Source organism: Streptacidiphilus sp. MAP12-16 (genome assembly GCF_041262165.1).
GTDB lineage: Bacteria > Actinomycetota > Actinomycetes > Streptomycetales > Streptomycetaceae > Streptacidiphilus.
On record NZ_JBGCBY010000006.1, the window covers coordinates 166,923 to 182,452 of the forward strand.

Consider the following 15,530-nt stretch of genomic DNA (forward strand, 5'->3'; position numbering starts at 1 on the left):
TTGGGTGCAGGCGCCCGTGTTGCGCTCCCGACGGCACCTGAGGTCTACGCCAACCGCAGCCAGAGAGCCCCCTTACATGCGCTTCTTGAACCCCCAGACCGGCAGTTACGACGAGCGCCCGATGGTGCCGTACGACCTGACCTACGACGACGTGTTCATGGTGCCCAGCCGCTCGTCCGTGGGCTCCCGCCAGGCTGTGGACCTCTCCTCCGCCGACGGCACCGGCACCACGATCCCGCTGGTCGTCGCCAACATGACCGCCATCGCCGGCCGGCGTATGGCCGAGACCGTGGCCCGTCGCGGCGGCCTGGTCGCCATCCCGCAGGACATCCCCTTCGACGTGGTCGAGGACGTCGTCCGCTGGGTCAAGCAGCGCCACCTGGTGCACGACACCGCGATCACCCTGGCCCCCGGCGCCACCGTCGCCGACGCCCTGTCGCTGCTGCACAAGCGCGCCCACGGCGCGCTGGTCGTGGTCGAGGACGGCAAGCCGGTCGGTGTGGTCACCGAGACCGACTGCCAGGGTGTGGACCGCTTCACCAGCCTCTCCCAGGTCATGTCCACCGACCTGCTGTTGCTGGAGGAGGGCATCGCCCCGCGCGACGCCTTCGAGCGCCTCAACAACGCCCACCGCAAGCTCGCGCCCGTCGTCGACGGCAAGGGCGAGCTGGTCGGCATCCTGACCCGGAAGAACGCCCTGCGCGCCACCCTGTACACCCCGGCCGTGGACGCCAACGGCAGGCTGCGCATCGCCGCGACCGTCGGCATCAACGGCGACGTCGCCGCCAGGGCCGAGTCGCTGCTCGCGGCCGGAGCGGACGTCCTCGTCGTGGACACCGCGCACGGTCACCAGGAGTCCATGATCAGTGCGCTCAGGGCGGTTCGCGCCCTGGACCCGCGGGTCCCCGTCGTCGCGGGCAACGTCGTCGCCGCCGCCGGGGTGCGCGACCTGGTCGAGGCAGGAGCGGACATCCTCAAGGTCGGCGTCGGCCCCGGCGCCATGTGCACCACCCGGATGATGACCGGCGTCGGCCGCCCGCAGTTCTCCGCCGTCCTGGAGTGCGCAGCCGAGGCCCGCCGCCTGGGCAAGCACGTGTGGGCGGACGGCGGTGTTCGCCATCCCCGGGACGTCGCCATGGCGCTGGCCGCCGGCGCCTCCAACGTCATGATCGGTTCCTGGTTCGCCGGCACCTACGAGTCGCCGGGCGACCTGCAGACCGCCGCCGACGGCCGGCAGTACAAGGAGAGCTTCGGCATGGCCTCGGCCCGCGCCGTGCGCAACCGAACCTCCGAGGAGTCCTCGTACGACCGCGCCCGCAAGGCGCTGTTCGAGGAGGGCATCTCCACCTCGCGGATGTTCCTCGACCCGGCCCGCCCGGGCGTCGAGGACCTGATCGACTCGATCGTCGCGGGCGTCCGCAGCTCCTGCACCTACGCGGGCGCGAACTCGCTGGAGGAGTTCCACCAGAAGGCCGTCGTCGGCGTCCAGAGCGCCGCCGGCTACGCCGAGGGCAAGCCGCTGCACGCCAGTTGGTAGTCGCCAGTTGGTAGTTCTACGGCCGCTGCCGACTCGTACCGGCAGGACTCATACCCGCAGGGACGCCAGCGGGGTGAGCAGGCAGCGGCTCACCAGCCCCGCCGCGTCGTCCAGCGCGTCGGCCGCCACGCCGTAGGCGGCCGGCCGGTCGCGCAGCTCCCACAGCGTGACCGCCGACGCCCACGCGGCGTCCCTCGCCCGGTCGATGCTCCAGGAGCTGACCAGGTGCAGCAGCGGCTCGGCCACGTCCAACTGCTCCGGCGGCGGCATCAGCCGGTCCCGCACCTGCTCCTCGACGTCCGCCAGGACGTCGTTCACCCGGTGGAAGTCGGCGGCTAGCTCCTCGGGTGAGCAGCCCAGCGCGGTGCAGGCGTCCACGACGGCCAGCGGCAGGTCGTGCTCGATGTGCGCGTTCATCCCGGCCAGGGCGTACTGCAACGGCAGCACGCCCGGGTGCAGCCGCAGCTCCAGCAGCGGGCGCCAGCAGGCCGGGGCCCGATCGGCGGCGAGTGCGTCGAGGAAGCGGTCCGCGAAGAGCACGTCCAACTCCGCGACATCGGCGGGGTCGTGGAAGTAGCCGCCCGCGTCGAGATGCTCCCGGACGGCCTCGGTGACGGTCAGGTACGCGCCGCCGAAGACCGCCACCCCGTCCTGCGGTGGGAGCCCCGACACGAGCAGCCGCAGCCGCTCCACGATCGCGCCGACCTCCGCGCCCGGCTCGACCGCGATCTGCTCCGCTCCTGTTGCCATGCCCTCCAGCTTGCGCCGTCCCCGGCCGCACGGCGATCCACCGTCCGGGCGACGACGGCCCCAGCAGGACCGGCCGGACTGGCAGGACCCGCGCGACCCGAGCGACCCGCAGGGATTACAGCGCTCCGGCGTCGCGGGCGGTCCACACGGACGGGTAGACCGGGCGCCAGCCGAGGTCCTCGCGGAGTGGCAGGTTGTCCGCGACGCCGTTCCACGGGTCCGGATCCTGCCGGTCCGCCGCGCCCTCGGGGAGCGGGACGCCCGCGAGGCGGTAGAGGTCGAAGGCGGTGACCGGCGCGTCGTCGGTGGCGTTGAAGACCCGGCCCTCGACCCCGGGCACGCGCAGGGCCCGGAACAGCGCCTGGGCGACGTCCGCGTGGTGCACCACCGGCATGCGCTGGTGGGCGGCCCAGTCGCGGGCGAACCGCAGCGCGCCGCTCAGGTGCGGGTCGCCCTCGCCGTAGACGTATGCCAGCCGGACCGTCACCAGCGGCAGGCCGTGGCGGAGGTGCAGCTCCCGGAGGCCCGCGTCCGCCTCCGCCTTCGAGGGCGGGTAGGCGCTCCAGTCGGCCGAGGGGTGCAGTTCGTCGTCCTCGCGGGCGGGGCGGCCCTGTCCCGGCCCGTACACCAGGTTGGTGCTGGTCTGGACGAAGCGGCTGACCCCCGCGTCGAGGGCCTGGCGGCCCAGGGCGATCGCGGCGTCGCGGTTCACCGCCCACGCCTCCGCGTCGGGGACGCCGCGAAAGGCGGCGGCGACGTTCACCACGCTGTCGACGCCGTCGAGCGCCTTGGCGCGGTCGTCCTCCTCGCGGAGGTCGCCGATCACGGCTTCGGCGCCGAGCGCGGTGAAGCGCTCCGCTCGCGCCTCGTCCCGCACCAGGACCCGGACGCGCTCGCCCTCCGCCCGCCACTGCAGCAGTCGCGGGACAAAGCGCCGTCCGACCTGGCCGGTGGCGCCGGTCACCAGAATCGTGTTCATGTCCTTGGTGGTCATCTTCGAGTTCCTCACGTCGGGCTTCCTCATCTCGGGGCTCCGCGCTCCGGGTTGATGCCACAACTCTGCGCGGCCGCGAGTCCGGGCGGGAGAGACCTCCCGATCGGGGGATCGGCGATCCCTGGATATCCGGCGGCCCCGGCGGCGATGCTGGGGTATGGACCGCGCCCAGCTCGCAGACTTCCTTCGCCGCTCCCGGGTCCGCCTCGCGCCCTCGGACGTGGGCCTGCCGGAGGGAGCCAGGCGGCGCACCCCCGGGCTGCGCCGGGAGGAGGTCGCCCAGCTCGCCGGCATGTCCGTGGACTACTACACACGGCTGGAGCAGCAGCGCGGCCCGCACCCCTCGCCCCAGCTGCTGGCGTCGCTGGCCCGCGCGCTCCGGCTCAGCAGTGACGAGCGCGACCACCTCTACCACCTCGCCGGGCAGGTACCGCCGCGCGCCTCGGGCACCGAGGGCCATGTTCGTCCGGGCCTGCTGCTGATCCTGGACCGGCTGTACGACACCCCGGCCCAGGTGCTGTCCGACCTGGGGGACGTGCTGGCGCAGAACCGGATGGCCATGGCGCTGTTCGGCGACCGCAGCGCCCTGCCGGCGGACAGCCGGAACATCGTGCTGCACTGGTTCGTCGACCCCTCCTCCCACGCCCTGTTCCCCGAGGCGGACCGGGAGCGGCTCGCGCGGACCCATGTCGCGCAGCTGCGCGCGGTCGTCGCGGCCCGGCCGGACGACCGGCGCGCCGCGGCGCTGGTGCGGAGGTTGCTGGCGGACTCGCCCGAGTTTGCCGCGCTGTGGGCGGAGCACGACGTGGCGGTGCGCCGCAGCGACACCAAGACGATCGTGCATCCGGTGGTGGGCGAGATCGAGCTGGACTGCGAGGTGATGCTGAGCGGAGCCCACGAGCAGCGCCTGATCGTCTACACGGCGCGGCCCGGCAGCGTCGGGCAGGAGCGGCTGGAACTTCTGCGGGTCGTGGGCCTGCAGGACCTGTCCCGCTCGGAGCCGGCGTCCGAATCGCGTGGAGCGAAGCCGTAGCCGAACGGCGGGTTGAGCAGACGGGCTGACCGGACGGGGGGCTCGGGCGCCCACCGCCCGGCACCTCCAGCCCCAGTAGCTCCGCTACCAGGGCGTCCCGGCGCCTCGCCATCGAAGGCCACGCGGCGGAGCCGCACAGTGCCACTGCGACGTCACTGCGACGGCGTGCGCTGACCCGAGCCCTACCGCTCCCCAGGTCGTTAGCGACCGCTCAGCGCGCCGACCGTCTCGACGCGCGCTTGCCCAGCCGCAGCCCCGCGAACAGGAACGCCAGGACGAACAGCACGCAGCCGATCACCAGCAGCCACAGCAGGCCCTTGACGATGGCGCCGAGGAATCCGAACACGACCGCGACGAGCAGAATGAACAGGAACACAGCCATGAGGGCCTCCTCGGCGAAGGGGTTCCTTCTCGGTCGCGTCCGACTGGCCGCATCATGCCGCGCACGCGATCCTTGTCTTGCTCTCACCTGCAGTTTAACCCGTGCAGGTAGGTTGCGAACGCTTCCTCACCTGCTGCTCTCGCAGCGTCCGAGCGCCGGAAACGGCCCTGCCTCACCCCCTTGCGAAAGGTCGGCCGGATCTCATGGCCACTGGCCCCCGTGAATCGATTCGGACCGCACGTGAGCCGGCTCCCGACCGCCCCCGGATAGCCCGCGCGGCGGCCGGGATCCGTGCCCTCCCGGCCGGGCGCAGGCTGGCCTGGGCGGTGTTCCTCACCACGCAGCTGCTCCTGCTGGTCCAGTGGGCCGCGTTCTACCCGGGCATCTTCAGCTGGGACTCGCTCACCTATGTATGGCAGGTCACCACCGGCCACTGGGTCGCCGACCACTCCGTGGCCTACGACGCCCTGCTGTGGCTCTCGCTGCAGGTCACAGGGGGTGTCGCGGCGCTGACCCTGCTGCAGACGGTCGCCGCGGCCGCCGCGCTCGCCTACACCGCCACCGGGCTCCACCGGCTGGGTGCGCGGGCCCGCTGGATCTGGGCCGCCACCACGGTGGCCGCAGTGATGCCGTCGACGGCGTCGTTCCTCATGTTCGTCTGGAAGGACGTGGGCTTCGCGCTCAGCGCGCTGCTCGCGTTCGCCGCTGTCGCCCACCTGGTCGCCGCCCGACTCGACGGCAGCCGCAGGCGCCGCCGGGACCTCTGGCTGCTCGCCCTGGGCTTGTCCGGTCTGGGCCTGTTCCGCAACGACGGCCTACCGGTGGTGCTGGTCGCAGTGGTCGTGCTGATCATCTTCCTGCCCGGGTCCCGCCGGGTGCTGACCGCCATCGGCGCCGGCGTCTGCGCGCTGACCGCAGGACTCACCCTGGTGGTCTACCCGGCGCTGGGGGTCCAGTTGCCGCACGGGGACTCCGTGGTCGCGCTCAACCTCGCCGACGTCGCCGTGGTCTACGGGGAGGACCCGAAGAGCTTCACCGCGGCGGACCTCGCCCTGATGACGCAGGTCGCCCCGCTCTCGCACTGGAGCGGCCAGGCGGCGAACTGCTGGTTCGCCGATCCGACGATGTACCCCCCGATGGACCGCCGCGCCGTCGACCGCCTGAGTGGTCCGCTGCTGTCGCTGTGGACCCGGGTCCTGGAACGCACGCCCCAGCTCGTACTGAAGGCGCGACTGTGCCGCGGGCAGATCGCCTGGTCCCCGGTGGACGGACCGTCGAACATACCCGGCGCCGCGACCGTGGTCGCCGGACCGGAGATGCCCGGTGGACTGCCCGCGGGATGGAACGACAACTTCAACTGGTCCTACCCGAACGCCAGCCTGCACGGAAACCCCTACCTTCCGGCACTGGTCTCCCACCCGTTCTCCGCGACCCTGCGCAGGGAACTGGTCAGTGTGTACAACCACAGCAAGTCCAGCACCTTCCAGTGGCTGTTCTGGCGGGGCGCGAGCTGGTGCTATCTCACCTACGCGGTGCTGCTCTGGACCGCCTTCCGCCGCCGGGCCCGGCCGGTCGTCGGCCTGATCGGGGTCACCCTGGGGCTGCAGCTGACCGTGCTCGCGGCCAACCCGTCCCAGCTGGCCCGGTACATGATCGCGCCGATCTTCATCGGGCTGATGTGCCTGCCGCTGCTCTCGGTACGGCGGCGCAACCGCGTGTCCGTGAGTCCGGAAGGCCCCGAGAGCCCTGAGCCCTGAGCCCTGAGCCCTGAGCCCTGAGCCCTGAGCCCTGAGTTCTGAGGCGGAGCAGGCTTCGCCGGCCTGGGCATGAGTCCGATGAGAAGCCGTTCGGCGTCAGCCTTCGGCGAGGTGGGCCGGGAAACCTCCGGTGGCGACCGGGCCCCAGCGCTCGGGGGTGATCCGCAGCAGCGCCTTGCCCTGCTTGAGCATCGCCGCGCGGTACTCGTCCCAGTCGGGGTGCTCACCGGAGATGCAACGGTAGTAGTCGACCAGCGGCTCCACGTCCTCGGTCGCGTCGATCACCTCGGCGGTTCCGTCCACCTGGACCCATGGGTCGTCGAAGTCCTGGGACAGCACGACGATGCTGACGCGCGGGTCACGGCGGGCGTTGCGGGCCTTCGCCCGCTCCGGGTAGGTCGACACCACGATGCGCCCCGAGGCGTCCACTCCGCAGGAGACGGGGGAGGCCTGCGGGCGTCCGTCGGCCCGGGTGGTGATCAGCAGGCCCCGGTGGCGGGGGCGCACGAAGTCGAGGAGCGCATCGCGGTCCACTGCGGTGTTGGTGGCGACTCGTCGCGTCATGCGGGCAGTCTAAGACCGACCGGCACCATGTGCCGGTCGGTCTAAGCTCGGGCGGACGCCGCCACCGGGTCGGCGGCGGCGGACGGATCGTCAGGAGTTGCGGCGGGAATGGCGAAGAAGGCGAAGCGGGGCGGCCAGGGCACCCCCGCGACAGTGGCGCTGGAGGCGGCCGGAGTGGTGTTCACGGTCCACGCCTACGAGCACGACCCGGCCGCGGACTCCTACGGCGAGGAGGCAGCTCAGGCCATGGGGGTGAGCCCGGAGCGGGTCTTCAAGACCCTGCTCGCGGAGGTGGACGGCACCCTCACCGTCGGGGTCGTCCCGGTCGTCGCCCGGCTGGACCTCAAGGCCCTGGCAGCCGCCGTCGGCGGCAAGCACGCCGCGATGGCCGACCCCGTCGCCGCCGAGCGCAGCACCGGGTACGTCCTCGGCGGCATCTCCCCGCTGGGCCAGCGCAAGCGGCTCCGCACGGTCGTCGACGCCACCGCGCTCGGGCACCCCACCGTCTTCGTCTCGGCGGGCCGGCGCGGTCTCGAGGTCGAGCTCGACCCGCAGGAACTGGTCGCCCTGACGGCCGCGACGGCAGCGGCGATCTCGCGACGCGGCTGATCCCGGGCGGCCCTAACGACCTGGGGAGCGGTAGGGCTCGGGCGCCCACCGCCTGGCACCTCCGCTTGCCGCGTTGCCGACACGCCCCAGTAGCTCCCCTACAAGGGCCTCCCGGCGCCTTGCAATCGAAGGCCACGCGGCGGAGCCGCACAGTGTCACTGCGGCGGCGTTCGCTGACCCGAGCCCTATCGCTCCCCAGGTCGTAACTCTCGGCGGCCCTACTCCCGGCGGAGTACGCACAGCTCGCCGTTGCGGCTGACGAGCCGTTTGCACCGCCTGGTTACCGTAGAGAGCATGCACTTCCTCCAACGCTGCCGCGCTGCGGTGCGCGCGCACCCCTACTGGGCGGACGGGCTGCTGGCGGTTGTGCTGTACGCGGCCACGCTGCTGAACCCGGTGACCCATGACCCCGCCAAGGCGTGGTCCGACCTCGACCCGTCGATCGTGCTGCTGATCGCCGGGATCCCGGTCTTCGCGCCGCTCGCCTGGCGCCGCCGCTATCCGATCGGCGTCCTGGTGGTCACGGTCGTCGGGACGCTCGGCTTCATGGTCATCGGACCGGTACGCGGACCGATCCTGCTCGGTTCGGCCCTCGCCGTCTACACCGTGTCCTCCGTCGTCGAACGCCGCATCGCGCTCGCCATCGGCGGCGTGTCCGTGCTGTGCCTGGGCGGCACCAGCATGAGGCTGTCGGTCGAGGCGTGGGACCAGCCGGTCAACGCTGTCGCCTTCGTCTGGATCGCCCTCGCCGTCGCCGTCGGCGAGGCCGTGCGCAACCGCCGCGCCTTCGTCGCTGCGATAGAGGAGCGTGCCCGGCGCGCCGAGCACACCCGCGAGGAGGAGGCGCGCCGACGGGTCGCCGAAGAGAGGATGCGGATCGCCCGCGAGCTGCACGACATCGTCGGCCACCACATCGCCCTGATCAACGTCCAGGCCGGCGTCGCCTCGCACGTCCTGGAGACCCAGCCGGAGCAGGCCCGGCAGGCGCTGGCCCATGTGCGCGAGGCGGGACGGGCCGCGCTCTCGGAGCTCAGCGCGACCGTCACCGTGCTGCGGCAGGGCGACGAGTCCGACGCCCCGCACGAGCCCGCGCCGGGCCTCGACCGGCTGCCCGCCCTGCTCGACAGCTTCGACCGGGCCGGGCTGCGGGTCAGCCGCTTCGACGAGGGCGAGCCGCGGGCGGTGCCGACCGCCGTGGACCTCACCGCCTACCGTGTCGTGCAGGAGTCGCTCACCAATGTGCGCAAGCACGCCGGGACGTCCGAGGCGACGGTGCGCCTGGTCTACCGGCGTGATGAGTTGTGCATCGAAGTGGAGGACGACGGCCCCGGCGCAGTGGGAGCGTCGAGGTCGTCGACGGGCGGCGAGTACGGCGGTGGCACCGGGCACGGCCTGATCGGGATGCGCGAACGTGCGGCCTCCGTCGGGGGCCGGTTCCGGGCCGGCCCCGGGCCCGACGGCGGATTCCGGGTACGGGTCGACCTGCCGCTGCCCAGGGTCGTGGCGCCCCGGCGAGTGCGGGCGACGACTCTGGGCAGCGCGACGACAGGAGCGGTATGACGATCAAGGTGTTGCTCGCGGACGACCAGGTGCTGGTCAGGGCCGGGCTGAAGGTGCTGGTGGACTCCGCGCCGGACCTGGAGGTCGTGGCCGAGGCCGCGACCGGTCGCGAGGCGGTCGCGCTGGCCCGCGAGGCGCGTGCCGACGTGGTGCTGATGGACATCCGGATGCCCGACATGGACGGCCTCGCCGCCACCCGCGCCATCATGGCCGACGAGGACCTCGCCGGGGTACGCGTCCTGGTGCTGACCACCTTCGAGGTCAACGAGTACGTCTTCGAGGCGTTGCGCTCCGGCGCCAGCGGCTTCCTCGGCAAGGGCGCCGAACCGGACGACCTGCTGGACGCGATCCGGGTGGTGGCCAGGGGCGAATCGCTGCTCTCCCCGGCCGCCACCCAGGGGCTCATCACCCGCTTCCTGGAGCAGCCCGACCGCCCCCCTACCCCCAGCCCGTCGAGCCTGTCCGCGCTCACCGAGCGGGAACGCGAGATCGTCGCCCTGGTCGCGACCGGCGGCTCCAACGACGACATCGCCGAGGAGCTGGCGGTGAGCCCGCTGACGGTGAAGACGCACGTCAGCAGGGCGCTGCTGAAGCTCGGCGCGCGGGACCGGGCCCAACTGGTGGTCCTCGCCTACGAGTCAGGACTGGTCCGCCCCGGCGAGCGGTGACCCGGTGACGGACGCGCTGACGAACGCGGTGACGGACGCGCTGACGTGAGACAGGCCACAGCGGACCGCCTTGCCAAAACGAGGCGGGATCATGGCAGACTGTGAGCAGTAGTACGACGTTTGCGCACTCCGGGGTCGGTGAAAGTCCGAACCGGCGGTTACAGTCCGCGACCCGTCCGCTTCCAGTGGCCGGTTGACCAGGTGAAATTCCTGGACCGACGGTTAAAGTCCGGATGGGAGGCAGTGCGCGGCGGACGTCGGGTTTGTGCTGCGCCAGAGGTGGCTCTGGCGGCGTTTCCGCGCCGTCTCCACCCCTCCCGCGATCATGCCCGTGGCTTGTCGTCCGCGTTTTCTCCCTGACAGCCCCCGGAGCCCGCGCCTGGTAGCGCGAGGAGGACCCGGTGGGCATTTCTTTTGAGCTTCAGCTGTTCTCGCTGGACGTCCGCGCGCTGCACCCTGCCGCTGTCGACTCCGCCGCTGTCGAGGAGAGCTGAGCATGTTCACGGGAATCATCGAAGAGCTGGGCGAGGTCCTCGCCGTCGAGGATCTGGGGGACTCCTCGCGCATTCGCCTGCGCGGCCCGGTGACCACCGGCGACGCTCGCGAGGGGCAGTCCATCGCCGTCAACGGCGTCTGCCTGACCGTCCTTGACAGCAACGACCAACTCGCGGCCGCTCCGGGCGAGTTCAGCGCCGACGTGATGGCGGAGACGCTGCGCCGGTCGAGCCTCGGCGCGCTGCGGGTCGGCTCCCGGGTCAACCTGGAGCGGGCCATGGCGCTCGGCGCGAGACTCGGCGGCCACCTGGTGCAGGGACACGTCGACGGCACCGCCGTACTGCTCTCCCGCGAGCCCGGCGAGCCGGGCGCGGACGGCACGCCGCAGTGGGAGGTGCTGCACTTCAGCCTCCCCGCCGCGCTGTCCCGCTACCTGGTCGACAAGGGCTCCATCACGGTGGACGGCGTCAGCCTCACCGTGGTCCAGGCCGCTGCGGAGTCCTTCTCGGTGAGCCTGATCCCCGCGACGCTCGCCCACACCACGCTGGGCCTGAAGCGGGTCGGCGACACGGTCAACCTCGAGGTCGACGTGCTCGCGAAGTATGTCGAGCGGCTGCTCGGCGACCGCGCGGCGACCATCGAGGGCACTTTCGAGACCACCGTCGAAACCGGAGCCTGAGCCGCGATGAGCTTCGTCAACGACCTCAACAGCCAGGCGTTCACCGTCCTGGGCGAGCACATCAAGTGGTCCGACATGCTCGGCAACCTGCTCGGCCTCGGCGCCCTCGCCCTCGGCTGGCGGCGCTCCGTGATCACCTGGCCGGTCCAGCTGCTCTCCGGCGTCGTCCTGGTCGCCGCCTACGCGTCGGCGCACCTCAGCGGCGGCATAGGCAAGCAGCTCATCGTCATCGCGGTGTCGGTCTGGGGCTGGCTGCGATGGCAGCGCGGACGCCGGGACTCGGGCGAGGTCGCCGTCCGCTTCGCCTCCTGGACCGAACGCGCCTGGCTGGCAGGCGGAACCGCCGTGGGCACGATCGGTGTCGCGCTTCTCTTCCAGGCCTACAACCTCTCCTGGGCCCCGTGGGCCGACGCCTACCTGTTCGTCGGCACCCTCGCGGCGATGGTCGCCCAGGGGCGGGGATGGGTCGAGTTCTGGTTCGCCTGGCTGGCCGTGGACGTCGTCGGCGTCCCGCTGGCCTTCAACAGCGGTCTGGCCTTCTCCGGCCTGATCTACATCGTCTACTTCGTCCTGGTGATCGCCGGGATGCGGTCCTGGTGGCTGCGCACCCGCGCGCCGCAGCCGGGTACGCCCGTCCTGGAAGGGGCAGCAGCATGACCGCCGTAACGGAACTGACCGTGCATCACAGCGAGCTCTACGAGGACCTGACCCTGGACACGGTCGAGTTCGCCATCGAGCAGATCGCCGCCGGCCGTCCGGTCGTCGTCGTGGACGACGAGGACCGCGAGAACGAGGGCGACATCGTCTTCGCCGCCGAACTGGCCACGCCGGAGCTGGTCGCCTTCGCCATGAGCGAGTGCCGCGGACTGCTCTGCGTGCCGATGACCGGCGCGGACCTCGACCGTCTCGACCTGGAGCAGATGGTCGAGCAGAACACCGAGAGCTACCGGACCGCCTTCACCGTCTCTGTGGACGCCAGGGACGGCGTCACCACCGGCATCTCGGCCGCCGACCGCGCCCGCACCATCCGGCTGCTCGCCGACCCGGAGAGCACCCCCGGCACCTTCGTCCGCCCCGGCCATGTCTTCCCGCTGCGCGCCAAGGACGGCGGTGTCCTGGTCCGCAACGGGCACACCGAGGCAGGACCCGACCTGTGCCGCCTGGCCGGGCTGCGCCCCGCCGCCGCCATCTGCGAGATCGCCAAGGCCGACGGCACCATGGCCCGCTTGCCCGACCTGGTGCCGTTCGCCCGCCGCCACGGACTCGCGATCATCTCCATCGAGGACCTGATCGCCTACCGCCTCCGCACCGAGCCGAAGGCTCCGCGGACGTCCGCGTCTCAGACCACGACACCGCAGGAGTCCACGCCCGAGCCATCCACCCCGCAGACCTCCACCCCGCAGACCTCCACGACAGGCGTGACCCGCGCCGCCGTCACCGCGCTGCCCACCGTCCACGGGGACTTCACCGCTCTCGGTTACCTCGGCGAGCCCGACGGCGTGGAGCACATAGCCCTGGTAGCGGGCGGTCTCGACGAGGAGGGGAAGCTCCCCGACGGCGAGGACGTCCTGGTCCGGGTCCACTCCGAGTGCCTCACCGGCGACGTCTTCGGCTCGCTGCGCTGCGACTGCGGCACGCAGCTCACCGCCTCCCTGGACCGGATCGCCGCCGAGGGCCGCGGCATACTCCTGTACCTGCGCGGACACGAGGGCCGCGGGATCGGCCTGCTCCCCAAGCTGCGCGCCTACCAGCTGCAGGAGGCGGGACGGGACACCGTCGACGCCAACCTGGAGCTCGGCCTGCCCGCCGACGCCCGCGACTACGGCGCGGCGGCGCGGATCCTGGACGACCTGGGCGTGCAGACGCTGCGGCTGCTCACCAACAACCCGGACAAGCAGGTCGCACTGGAGGGCTTCGGCCTGAAGGTCCTCGGTCGCGAGTCGGTGCCGGTCCAGGCGGGCGAGCACAACCTGCGCTACCTGCTGACCAAGCGGGACCGGATGGGGCACGAGCTGCCCTGGCTCGCCTAGTTTGTTGCTTTCCACCGGACCATCAGAAGAACGATCGAGAGGACGACGCCCGTGAGTGGCGAGGGTGCACCCATCCTGACCGTGCAGGACTGCCGGGGGCTGCGGGTCGCGGTGATCGCGGCGCAGTGGCATGAGAAGGTCATGGACGGGCTGATCGACGGCAGCCTGCGGGCGCTGAAGGAGTACGGCGTCGAGGAGCCGACGGTGCTCCGGGTCCCCGGCAGCTTCGAGCTGCCCGTAGTCGCGAAGCGGCTGGCGGACCGGGGCTACGACGCCGTCGTCGCCCTCGGCGTCGTCATCAGAGGCGGCACGCCACACTTCGACTATGTGTGCGAGGCGGCGACGATGGGCCTCACCCAGGTGTCGGTGACCACCGGGGTCCCGGTCGGCTTCGGCCTGCTGACCTGCGACAACGACGAGCAGGCGCTCGACCGTGCGGGTCTGCCGGGCTCCAAGGAGGACAAGGGCCACGAGGCGACCACCGCCGCGCTGGCCACCGCCGCCCTGCTGCGCGGCGTCTCGGGTCCCCGGCGGTAGCGCGGACGCACGCGGATGTAACCGTCCGTTCCCTGGGACACCGACGCGTCGCGGGGAACGAACCGCGTAGGGTGGGGCACATCATGGCGCAGAAGACATTCGAGGAGCTCTTCGTCGAGCTCCAGCAGAAGGCAGCATCGGGCGAGCAGGGCTCGCGTACCGCCGAGTTGGTCGGCCAGGGCGTGCACGCGATCGGCAAGAAGGTCGTCGAAGAGGCCGCCGAGGTCTGGATGGCGGCCGAGCACGAGTCGGACGAGCGGACCGCGGAGGAGATCTCCCAGCTGCTCTACCACCTGCAGGTGATGATGGTCGCGCGCGGCCTCACCCTGCAGGACGTGTACGCCCATCTGTAGACCCCGCCCTTGAGTTCGACGGGAGCGGGGCACCGAGCACATCCGGTGCCCCGCTCTTCGCATGTCCGCACCCCAGCGTTCCCGTCCGTCCACCGTTCCGTCGAAAGGCACCAGACTCATGTTGCGCATCGCCGTTCCCAACAAGGGGTCCCTCTCCGAGCCGGCGTCCGCGATGCTCCATGAGGCGGGCTACCGCCAGCGCAAGGACTCCAAGGAGCTCGTTCTCGTCGACCCCGAGAACAACGTCGAGTTCTTCTTCCTGCGCCCCCGCGACATCGCGATCTACGTCGGCTCCGGCCGGCTCGACATCGGGATCACCGGCCGCGACCTGCTGCTGGACTCCGGCGCCGACGCCGAGGAGGTGCTCGCGCTCGGCTTCGCCGGCTCCACCTTCCGCTTCGCCGCCCCCGCCGGGACCGCGAACAGCGTCAAGGACCTGGAAGGGCGCCGCATCGCGACCTCCTACACCGGTCTGGTGGAGGCGCACCTCGCCGAGCACGGCGTCACCGCGGCGGCCGTCACCAAGCTCGACGGGGCGGTGGAGACCGCCGTTCAGCTCGGCGTCGCCGACGTCATCGCGGACGTGGTGGAGACCGGCACCAGCCTCCGCAACGCCGGGATGGAGGTCTTCGGCGAGCCGATCCTGGTCTCCGACGCCGTCGTGATCCGGCCGACCGGAGCCCCGGAGGACAACGGGGCCGACCAGTTCCTGCGCCGCCTGCAGGGTGTCCTGGTGGCCCGCCGGTACGTGATGATGGACTACGACATCCGTGCCGAGCGCGTCGCGGAGGCGGTCGCGCTCACCCCCGGCCTGGAGTCGCCCACGGTCTCGCCGTTGCACAGCGAGGGCTGGGTCGCCGTGCGGGCGATGGTGCTCCGCAAGGAGGCACAGCGGATCATGGACGACCTGTGGGCCATCGGCGCCCGCGCCATCCTGGTGACCAACATCCACGCCTGCCGCCTCTAGTCCCACGGAGGCCCTCGCATGACCGTCCAACCCAGCCGCGCCACCGCCGCGCTGCCGAGCCTGCCCAGGACCTGGCGGCCGGTGCTGACCCGCGTGGTGCTGCTGGGGCTGGCCGTGGTCAGCATCGGCTTCTTCAGCGCGATCGCCGCGCTGGGGCCGAGCAACTGGCAGCGCCACGACCGGATCGGCATCGCCGTCAGTGGGCTGCTGTTCGCACTGGTCCTGAGCGTGCTCGCGCGCCCTGCCGCGAAGGCCGACCGGCAGGGGCTGACCGTGGTCAACTTCGTCCGCAGCCGCCGGCTGGAGTGGGCCGAGATCCTCGGCGTCAACCTGCGCCGAGGCGACCCGTGGGTGCTGCTCGACCTGGCCGACGGCGGCACCCTGGCGGTGGTCGCCATCCAGCCGGGAGCGGGGCTGCGGCAGGCCGTCCGCGCCGCCCGTGAGCTGCGCGCCTGCGTGGACGCGTACGGGACCGCGCGCCGCTGAGCTCTGCCGGGCGTCGCGTGCCGAATAGGTGCGCATGATCCGATCAGGCATTCTTGGGGGACGCCGTACCCGAGCCTGGAGACGATTCCGCCCCGATGGAACCCCCTAGTACGACCCCCTGCAGCGGCG

The 15,530-nt window shown here is 71.9% G+C and carries 17 protein-coding genes and 1 riboswitch; of the genes, 13 read left to right on the top strand and 4 right to left on the bottom strand.

All coding sequences use genetic code 11. The features are described from left to right. Positions 1-76: 76 nt before the first annotated feature. Positions 77-1,537, top strand: a complete 1,461-nt coding sequence (locus ABIA33_RS09850; RefSeq protein ID WP_370079357.1) for a GuaB1 family IMP dehydrogenase-related protein — start codon at positions 77-79, stop codon at positions 1,535-1,537. 48 nt (positions 1,538-1,585) lie between these two features. Here ABIA33_RS09850 and ABIA33_RS09855 read toward each other — a convergent pair whose 3' ends face one another. Both ABIA33_RS09855 and ABIA33_RS09860 read right to left on the bottom strand, forming a co-directional pair. Next, a complete protein-coding gene (locus ABIA33_RS09855) occupies positions 1,586-2,287 on the bottom strand; it encodes a DUF5995 family protein (RefSeq protein WP_370079359.1) in 702 nt (233 codons plus the stop codon). A gap of 115 nt (positions 2,288-2,402) precedes the next feature. Further along, positions 2,403-3,281, bottom strand: a complete 879-nt coding sequence (locus ABIA33_RS09860) for an NAD-dependent epimerase/dehydratase family protein (RefSeq protein WP_370079361.1) — start codon at positions 3,279-3,281, stop codon at positions 2,403-2,405. 157 nt (positions 3,282-3,438) lie between these two features. Here ABIA33_RS09860 and ABIA33_RS09865 point away from each other — a divergent pair, with 157 nt between their 5' ends. Then, positions 3,439-4,314, top strand: a complete 876-nt coding sequence (locus ABIA33_RS09865) for a helix-turn-helix transcriptional regulator (RefSeq protein WP_370079362.1) — start codon at positions 3,439-3,441, stop codon at positions 4,312-4,314. Between the two features lie 211 nt (positions 4,315-4,525). Here the strand turns inward: ABIA33_RS09865 and ABIA33_RS09870 are convergent, their stop codons facing one another. Then, positions 4,526-4,696: a hypothetical protein gene (locus ABIA33_RS09870; protein WP_370079364.1), complete on the bottom strand. Its 171-nt coding sequence runs from the start codon at positions 4,694-4,696 to the stop codon at positions 4,526-4,528. Positions 4,697-4,899: 203 nt separating this feature from the next. Between ABIA33_RS09870 and ABIA33_RS09875 the strand changes: the two genes are divergently transcribed. Next, positions 4,900-6,453, top strand: a complete 1,554-nt coding sequence (locus tag ABIA33_RS09875) for a DUF6020 family protein (protein WP_370079366.1) — start codon at positions 4,900-4,902, stop codon at positions 6,451-6,453. A 96-nt stretch (positions 6,454-6,549) separates the two neighbouring features. Here the strand turns inward: ABIA33_RS09875 and ABIA33_RS09880 are convergent, their stop codons facing one another. Next, positions 6,550-7,017, bottom strand: coding sequence for a PPOX class F420-dependent oxidoreductase (locus ABIA33_RS09880; RefSeq protein ID WP_370079368.1), 468 nt, complete (start codon positions 7,015-7,017; stop codon positions 6,550-6,552). A 108-nt stretch (positions 7,018-7,125) separates the two neighbouring features. Between ABIA33_RS09880 and ybaK the strand changes: the two genes are divergently transcribed. The 10 genes from ybaK (at position 7,126) to ABIA33_RS09930 (ending at position 15,401) form a co-directional block, all read left to right on the top strand. Continuing rightward, positions 7,126-7,626, top strand: a complete 501-nt coding sequence (gene ybaK, locus ABIA33_RS09885; RefSeq protein ID WP_370079370.1) for a Cys-tRNA(Pro) deacylase — start codon at positions 7,126-7,128, stop codon at positions 7,624-7,626. Between the two features lie 294 nt (positions 7,627-7,920). Then, positions 7,921-9,186 carry a sensor histidine kinase gene (locus ABIA33_RS09890; protein ID WP_370079372.1) on the top strand — a complete coding sequence of 422 codons (1,266 nt, stop codon included), beginning with the start codon at positions 7,921-7,923 and terminating at the stop codon, positions 9,184-9,186. Beyond that, a complete protein-coding gene (locus tag ABIA33_RS09895) occupies positions 9,183-9,854 on the top strand; it encodes a response regulator (protein ID WP_370079374.1) in 672 nt (223 codons plus the stop codon). The genes ABIA33_RS09890 and ABIA33_RS09895 overlap by 4 nt, the downstream gene beginning before the upstream one ends. 120 nt (positions 9,855-9,974) lie before the next feature. Beyond that, positions 9,975-10,105: riboswitch (FMN riboswitch) on the top strand. Between the two features lie 245 nt (positions 10,106-10,350). Further along, positions 10,351-11,028: a riboflavin synthase gene (locus ABIA33_RS09900; RefSeq protein WP_370079378.1), complete on the top strand. Its 678-nt coding sequence runs from the start codon at positions 10,351-10,353 to the stop codon at positions 11,026-11,028. 6 nt (positions 11,029-11,034) lie between these two features. Continuing rightward, complete coding sequence (locus tag ABIA33_RS09905) at positions 11,035-11,685, top strand: nicotinamide riboside transporter PnuC (RefSeq protein ID WP_370079380.1); 651 nt, start codon at positions 11,035-11,037, stop codon at positions 11,683-11,685. Continuing rightward, positions 11,682-13,058: a 3,4-dihydroxy-2-butanone-4-phosphate synthase gene (gene ribB, locus ABIA33_RS09910; RefSeq protein ID WP_370079382.1), complete on the top strand. Its 1,377-nt coding sequence runs from the start codon at positions 11,682-11,684 to the stop codon at positions 13,056-13,058. Before ABIA33_RS09905 ends, ribB begins: the two co-directional genes overlap by 4 nt. A gap of 51 nt (positions 13,059-13,109) precedes the next feature. Then, positions 13,110-13,595, top strand: a complete 486-nt coding sequence (gene ribH, locus ABIA33_RS09915; protein ID WP_370079384.1) for a 6,7-dimethyl-8-ribityllumazine synthase — start codon at positions 13,110-13,112, stop codon at positions 13,593-13,595. A gap of 83 nt (positions 13,596-13,678) precedes the next feature. Next, a complete protein-coding gene (locus ABIA33_RS09920) occupies positions 13,679-13,948 on the top strand; it encodes a phosphoribosyl-ATP diphosphatase (RefSeq protein ID WP_370079386.1) in 270 nt (89 codons plus the stop codon). 118 nt (positions 13,949-14,066) lie between these two features. Then, positions 14,067-14,915 (top strand): ATP phosphoribosyltransferase, encoded by an 849-nt coding sequence (gene hisG, locus ABIA33_RS09925; protein ID WP_370079388.1) that lies wholly within the window; start codon positions 14,067-14,069, stop codon positions 14,913-14,915. Positions 14,916-14,933: 18 nt separating this feature from the next. Then, complete coding sequence (locus ABIA33_RS09930; protein WP_370079390.1) at positions 14,934-15,401, top strand: PH domain-containing protein; 468 nt, start codon at positions 14,934-14,936, stop codon at positions 15,399-15,401. Positions 15,402-15,530: the final 129 nt, after the last annotated feature.

Coding starts and splice junctions, on each gene's coding strand:
- ribB (WP_370079382.1), top strand. CDS start 11,682: ATGACCGCCGTAACGGAACTGACCGTGCATCACAGCGAGCTCTACGAG.
- ABIA33_RS09875 (WP_370079366.1), top strand. CDS start 4,900: ATGGCCACTGGCCCCCGTGAATCGATTCGGACCGCACGTGAGCCGGCT.
- ABIA33_RS09905 (WP_370079380.1), top strand. CDS start 11,035: ATGAGCTTCGTCAACGACCTCAACAGCCAGGCGTTCACCGTCCTGGGC.
- ABIA33_RS09900 (WP_370079378.1), top strand. CDS start 10,351: ATGTTCACGGGAATCATCGAAGAGCTGGGCGAGGTCCTCGCCGTCGAG.
- ABIA33_RS09880 (WP_370079368.1), bottom strand. CDS start 7,017: ATGACGCGACGAGTCGCCACCAACACCGCAGTGGACCGCGATGCGCTC.
- ABIA33_RS09890 (WP_370079372.1), top strand. CDS start 7,921: ATGCACTTCCTCCAACGCTGCCGCGCTGCGGTGCGCGCGCACCCCTAC.
- ABIA33_RS09850 (WP_370079357.1), top strand. CDS start 77: ATGCGCTTCTTGAACCCCCAGACCGGCAGTTACGACGAGCGCCCGATG.
- ABIA33_RS09895 (WP_370079374.1), top strand. CDS start 9,183: ATGACGATCAAGGTGTTGCTCGCGGACGACCAGGTGCTGGTCAGGGCC.
- ABIA33_RS09870 (WP_370079364.1), bottom strand. CDS start 4,696: ATGGCTGTGTTCCTGTTCATTCTGCTCGTCGCGGTCGTGTTCGGATTC.
- ABIA33_RS09865 (WP_370079362.1), top strand. CDS start 3,439: ATGGACCGCGCCCAGCTCGCAGACTTCCTTCGCCGCTCCCGGGTCCGC.
- hisG (WP_370079388.1), top strand. CDS start 14,067: ATGTTGCGCATCGCCGTTCCCAACAAGGGGTCCCTCTCCGAGCCGGCG.
- ABIA33_RS09930 (WP_370079390.1), top strand. CDS start 14,934: ATGACCGTCCAACCCAGCCGCGCCACCGCCGCGCTGCCGAGCCTGCCC.
- ABIA33_RS09855 (WP_370079359.1), bottom strand. CDS start 2,287: ATGGCAACAGGAGCGGAGCAGATCGCGGTCGAGCCGGGCGCGGAGGTC.
- ABIA33_RS09920 (WP_370079386.1), top strand. CDS start 13,679: ATGGCGCAGAAGACATTCGAGGAGCTCTTCGTCGAGCTCCAGCAGAAG.
- ABIA33_RS09860 (WP_370079361.1), bottom strand. CDS start 3,281: ATGACCACCAAGGACATGAACACGATTCTGGTGACCGGCGCCACCGGC.
- ybaK (WP_370079370.1), top strand. CDS start 7,126: ATGGCGAAGAAGGCGAAGCGGGGCGGCCAGGGCACCCCCGCGACAGTG.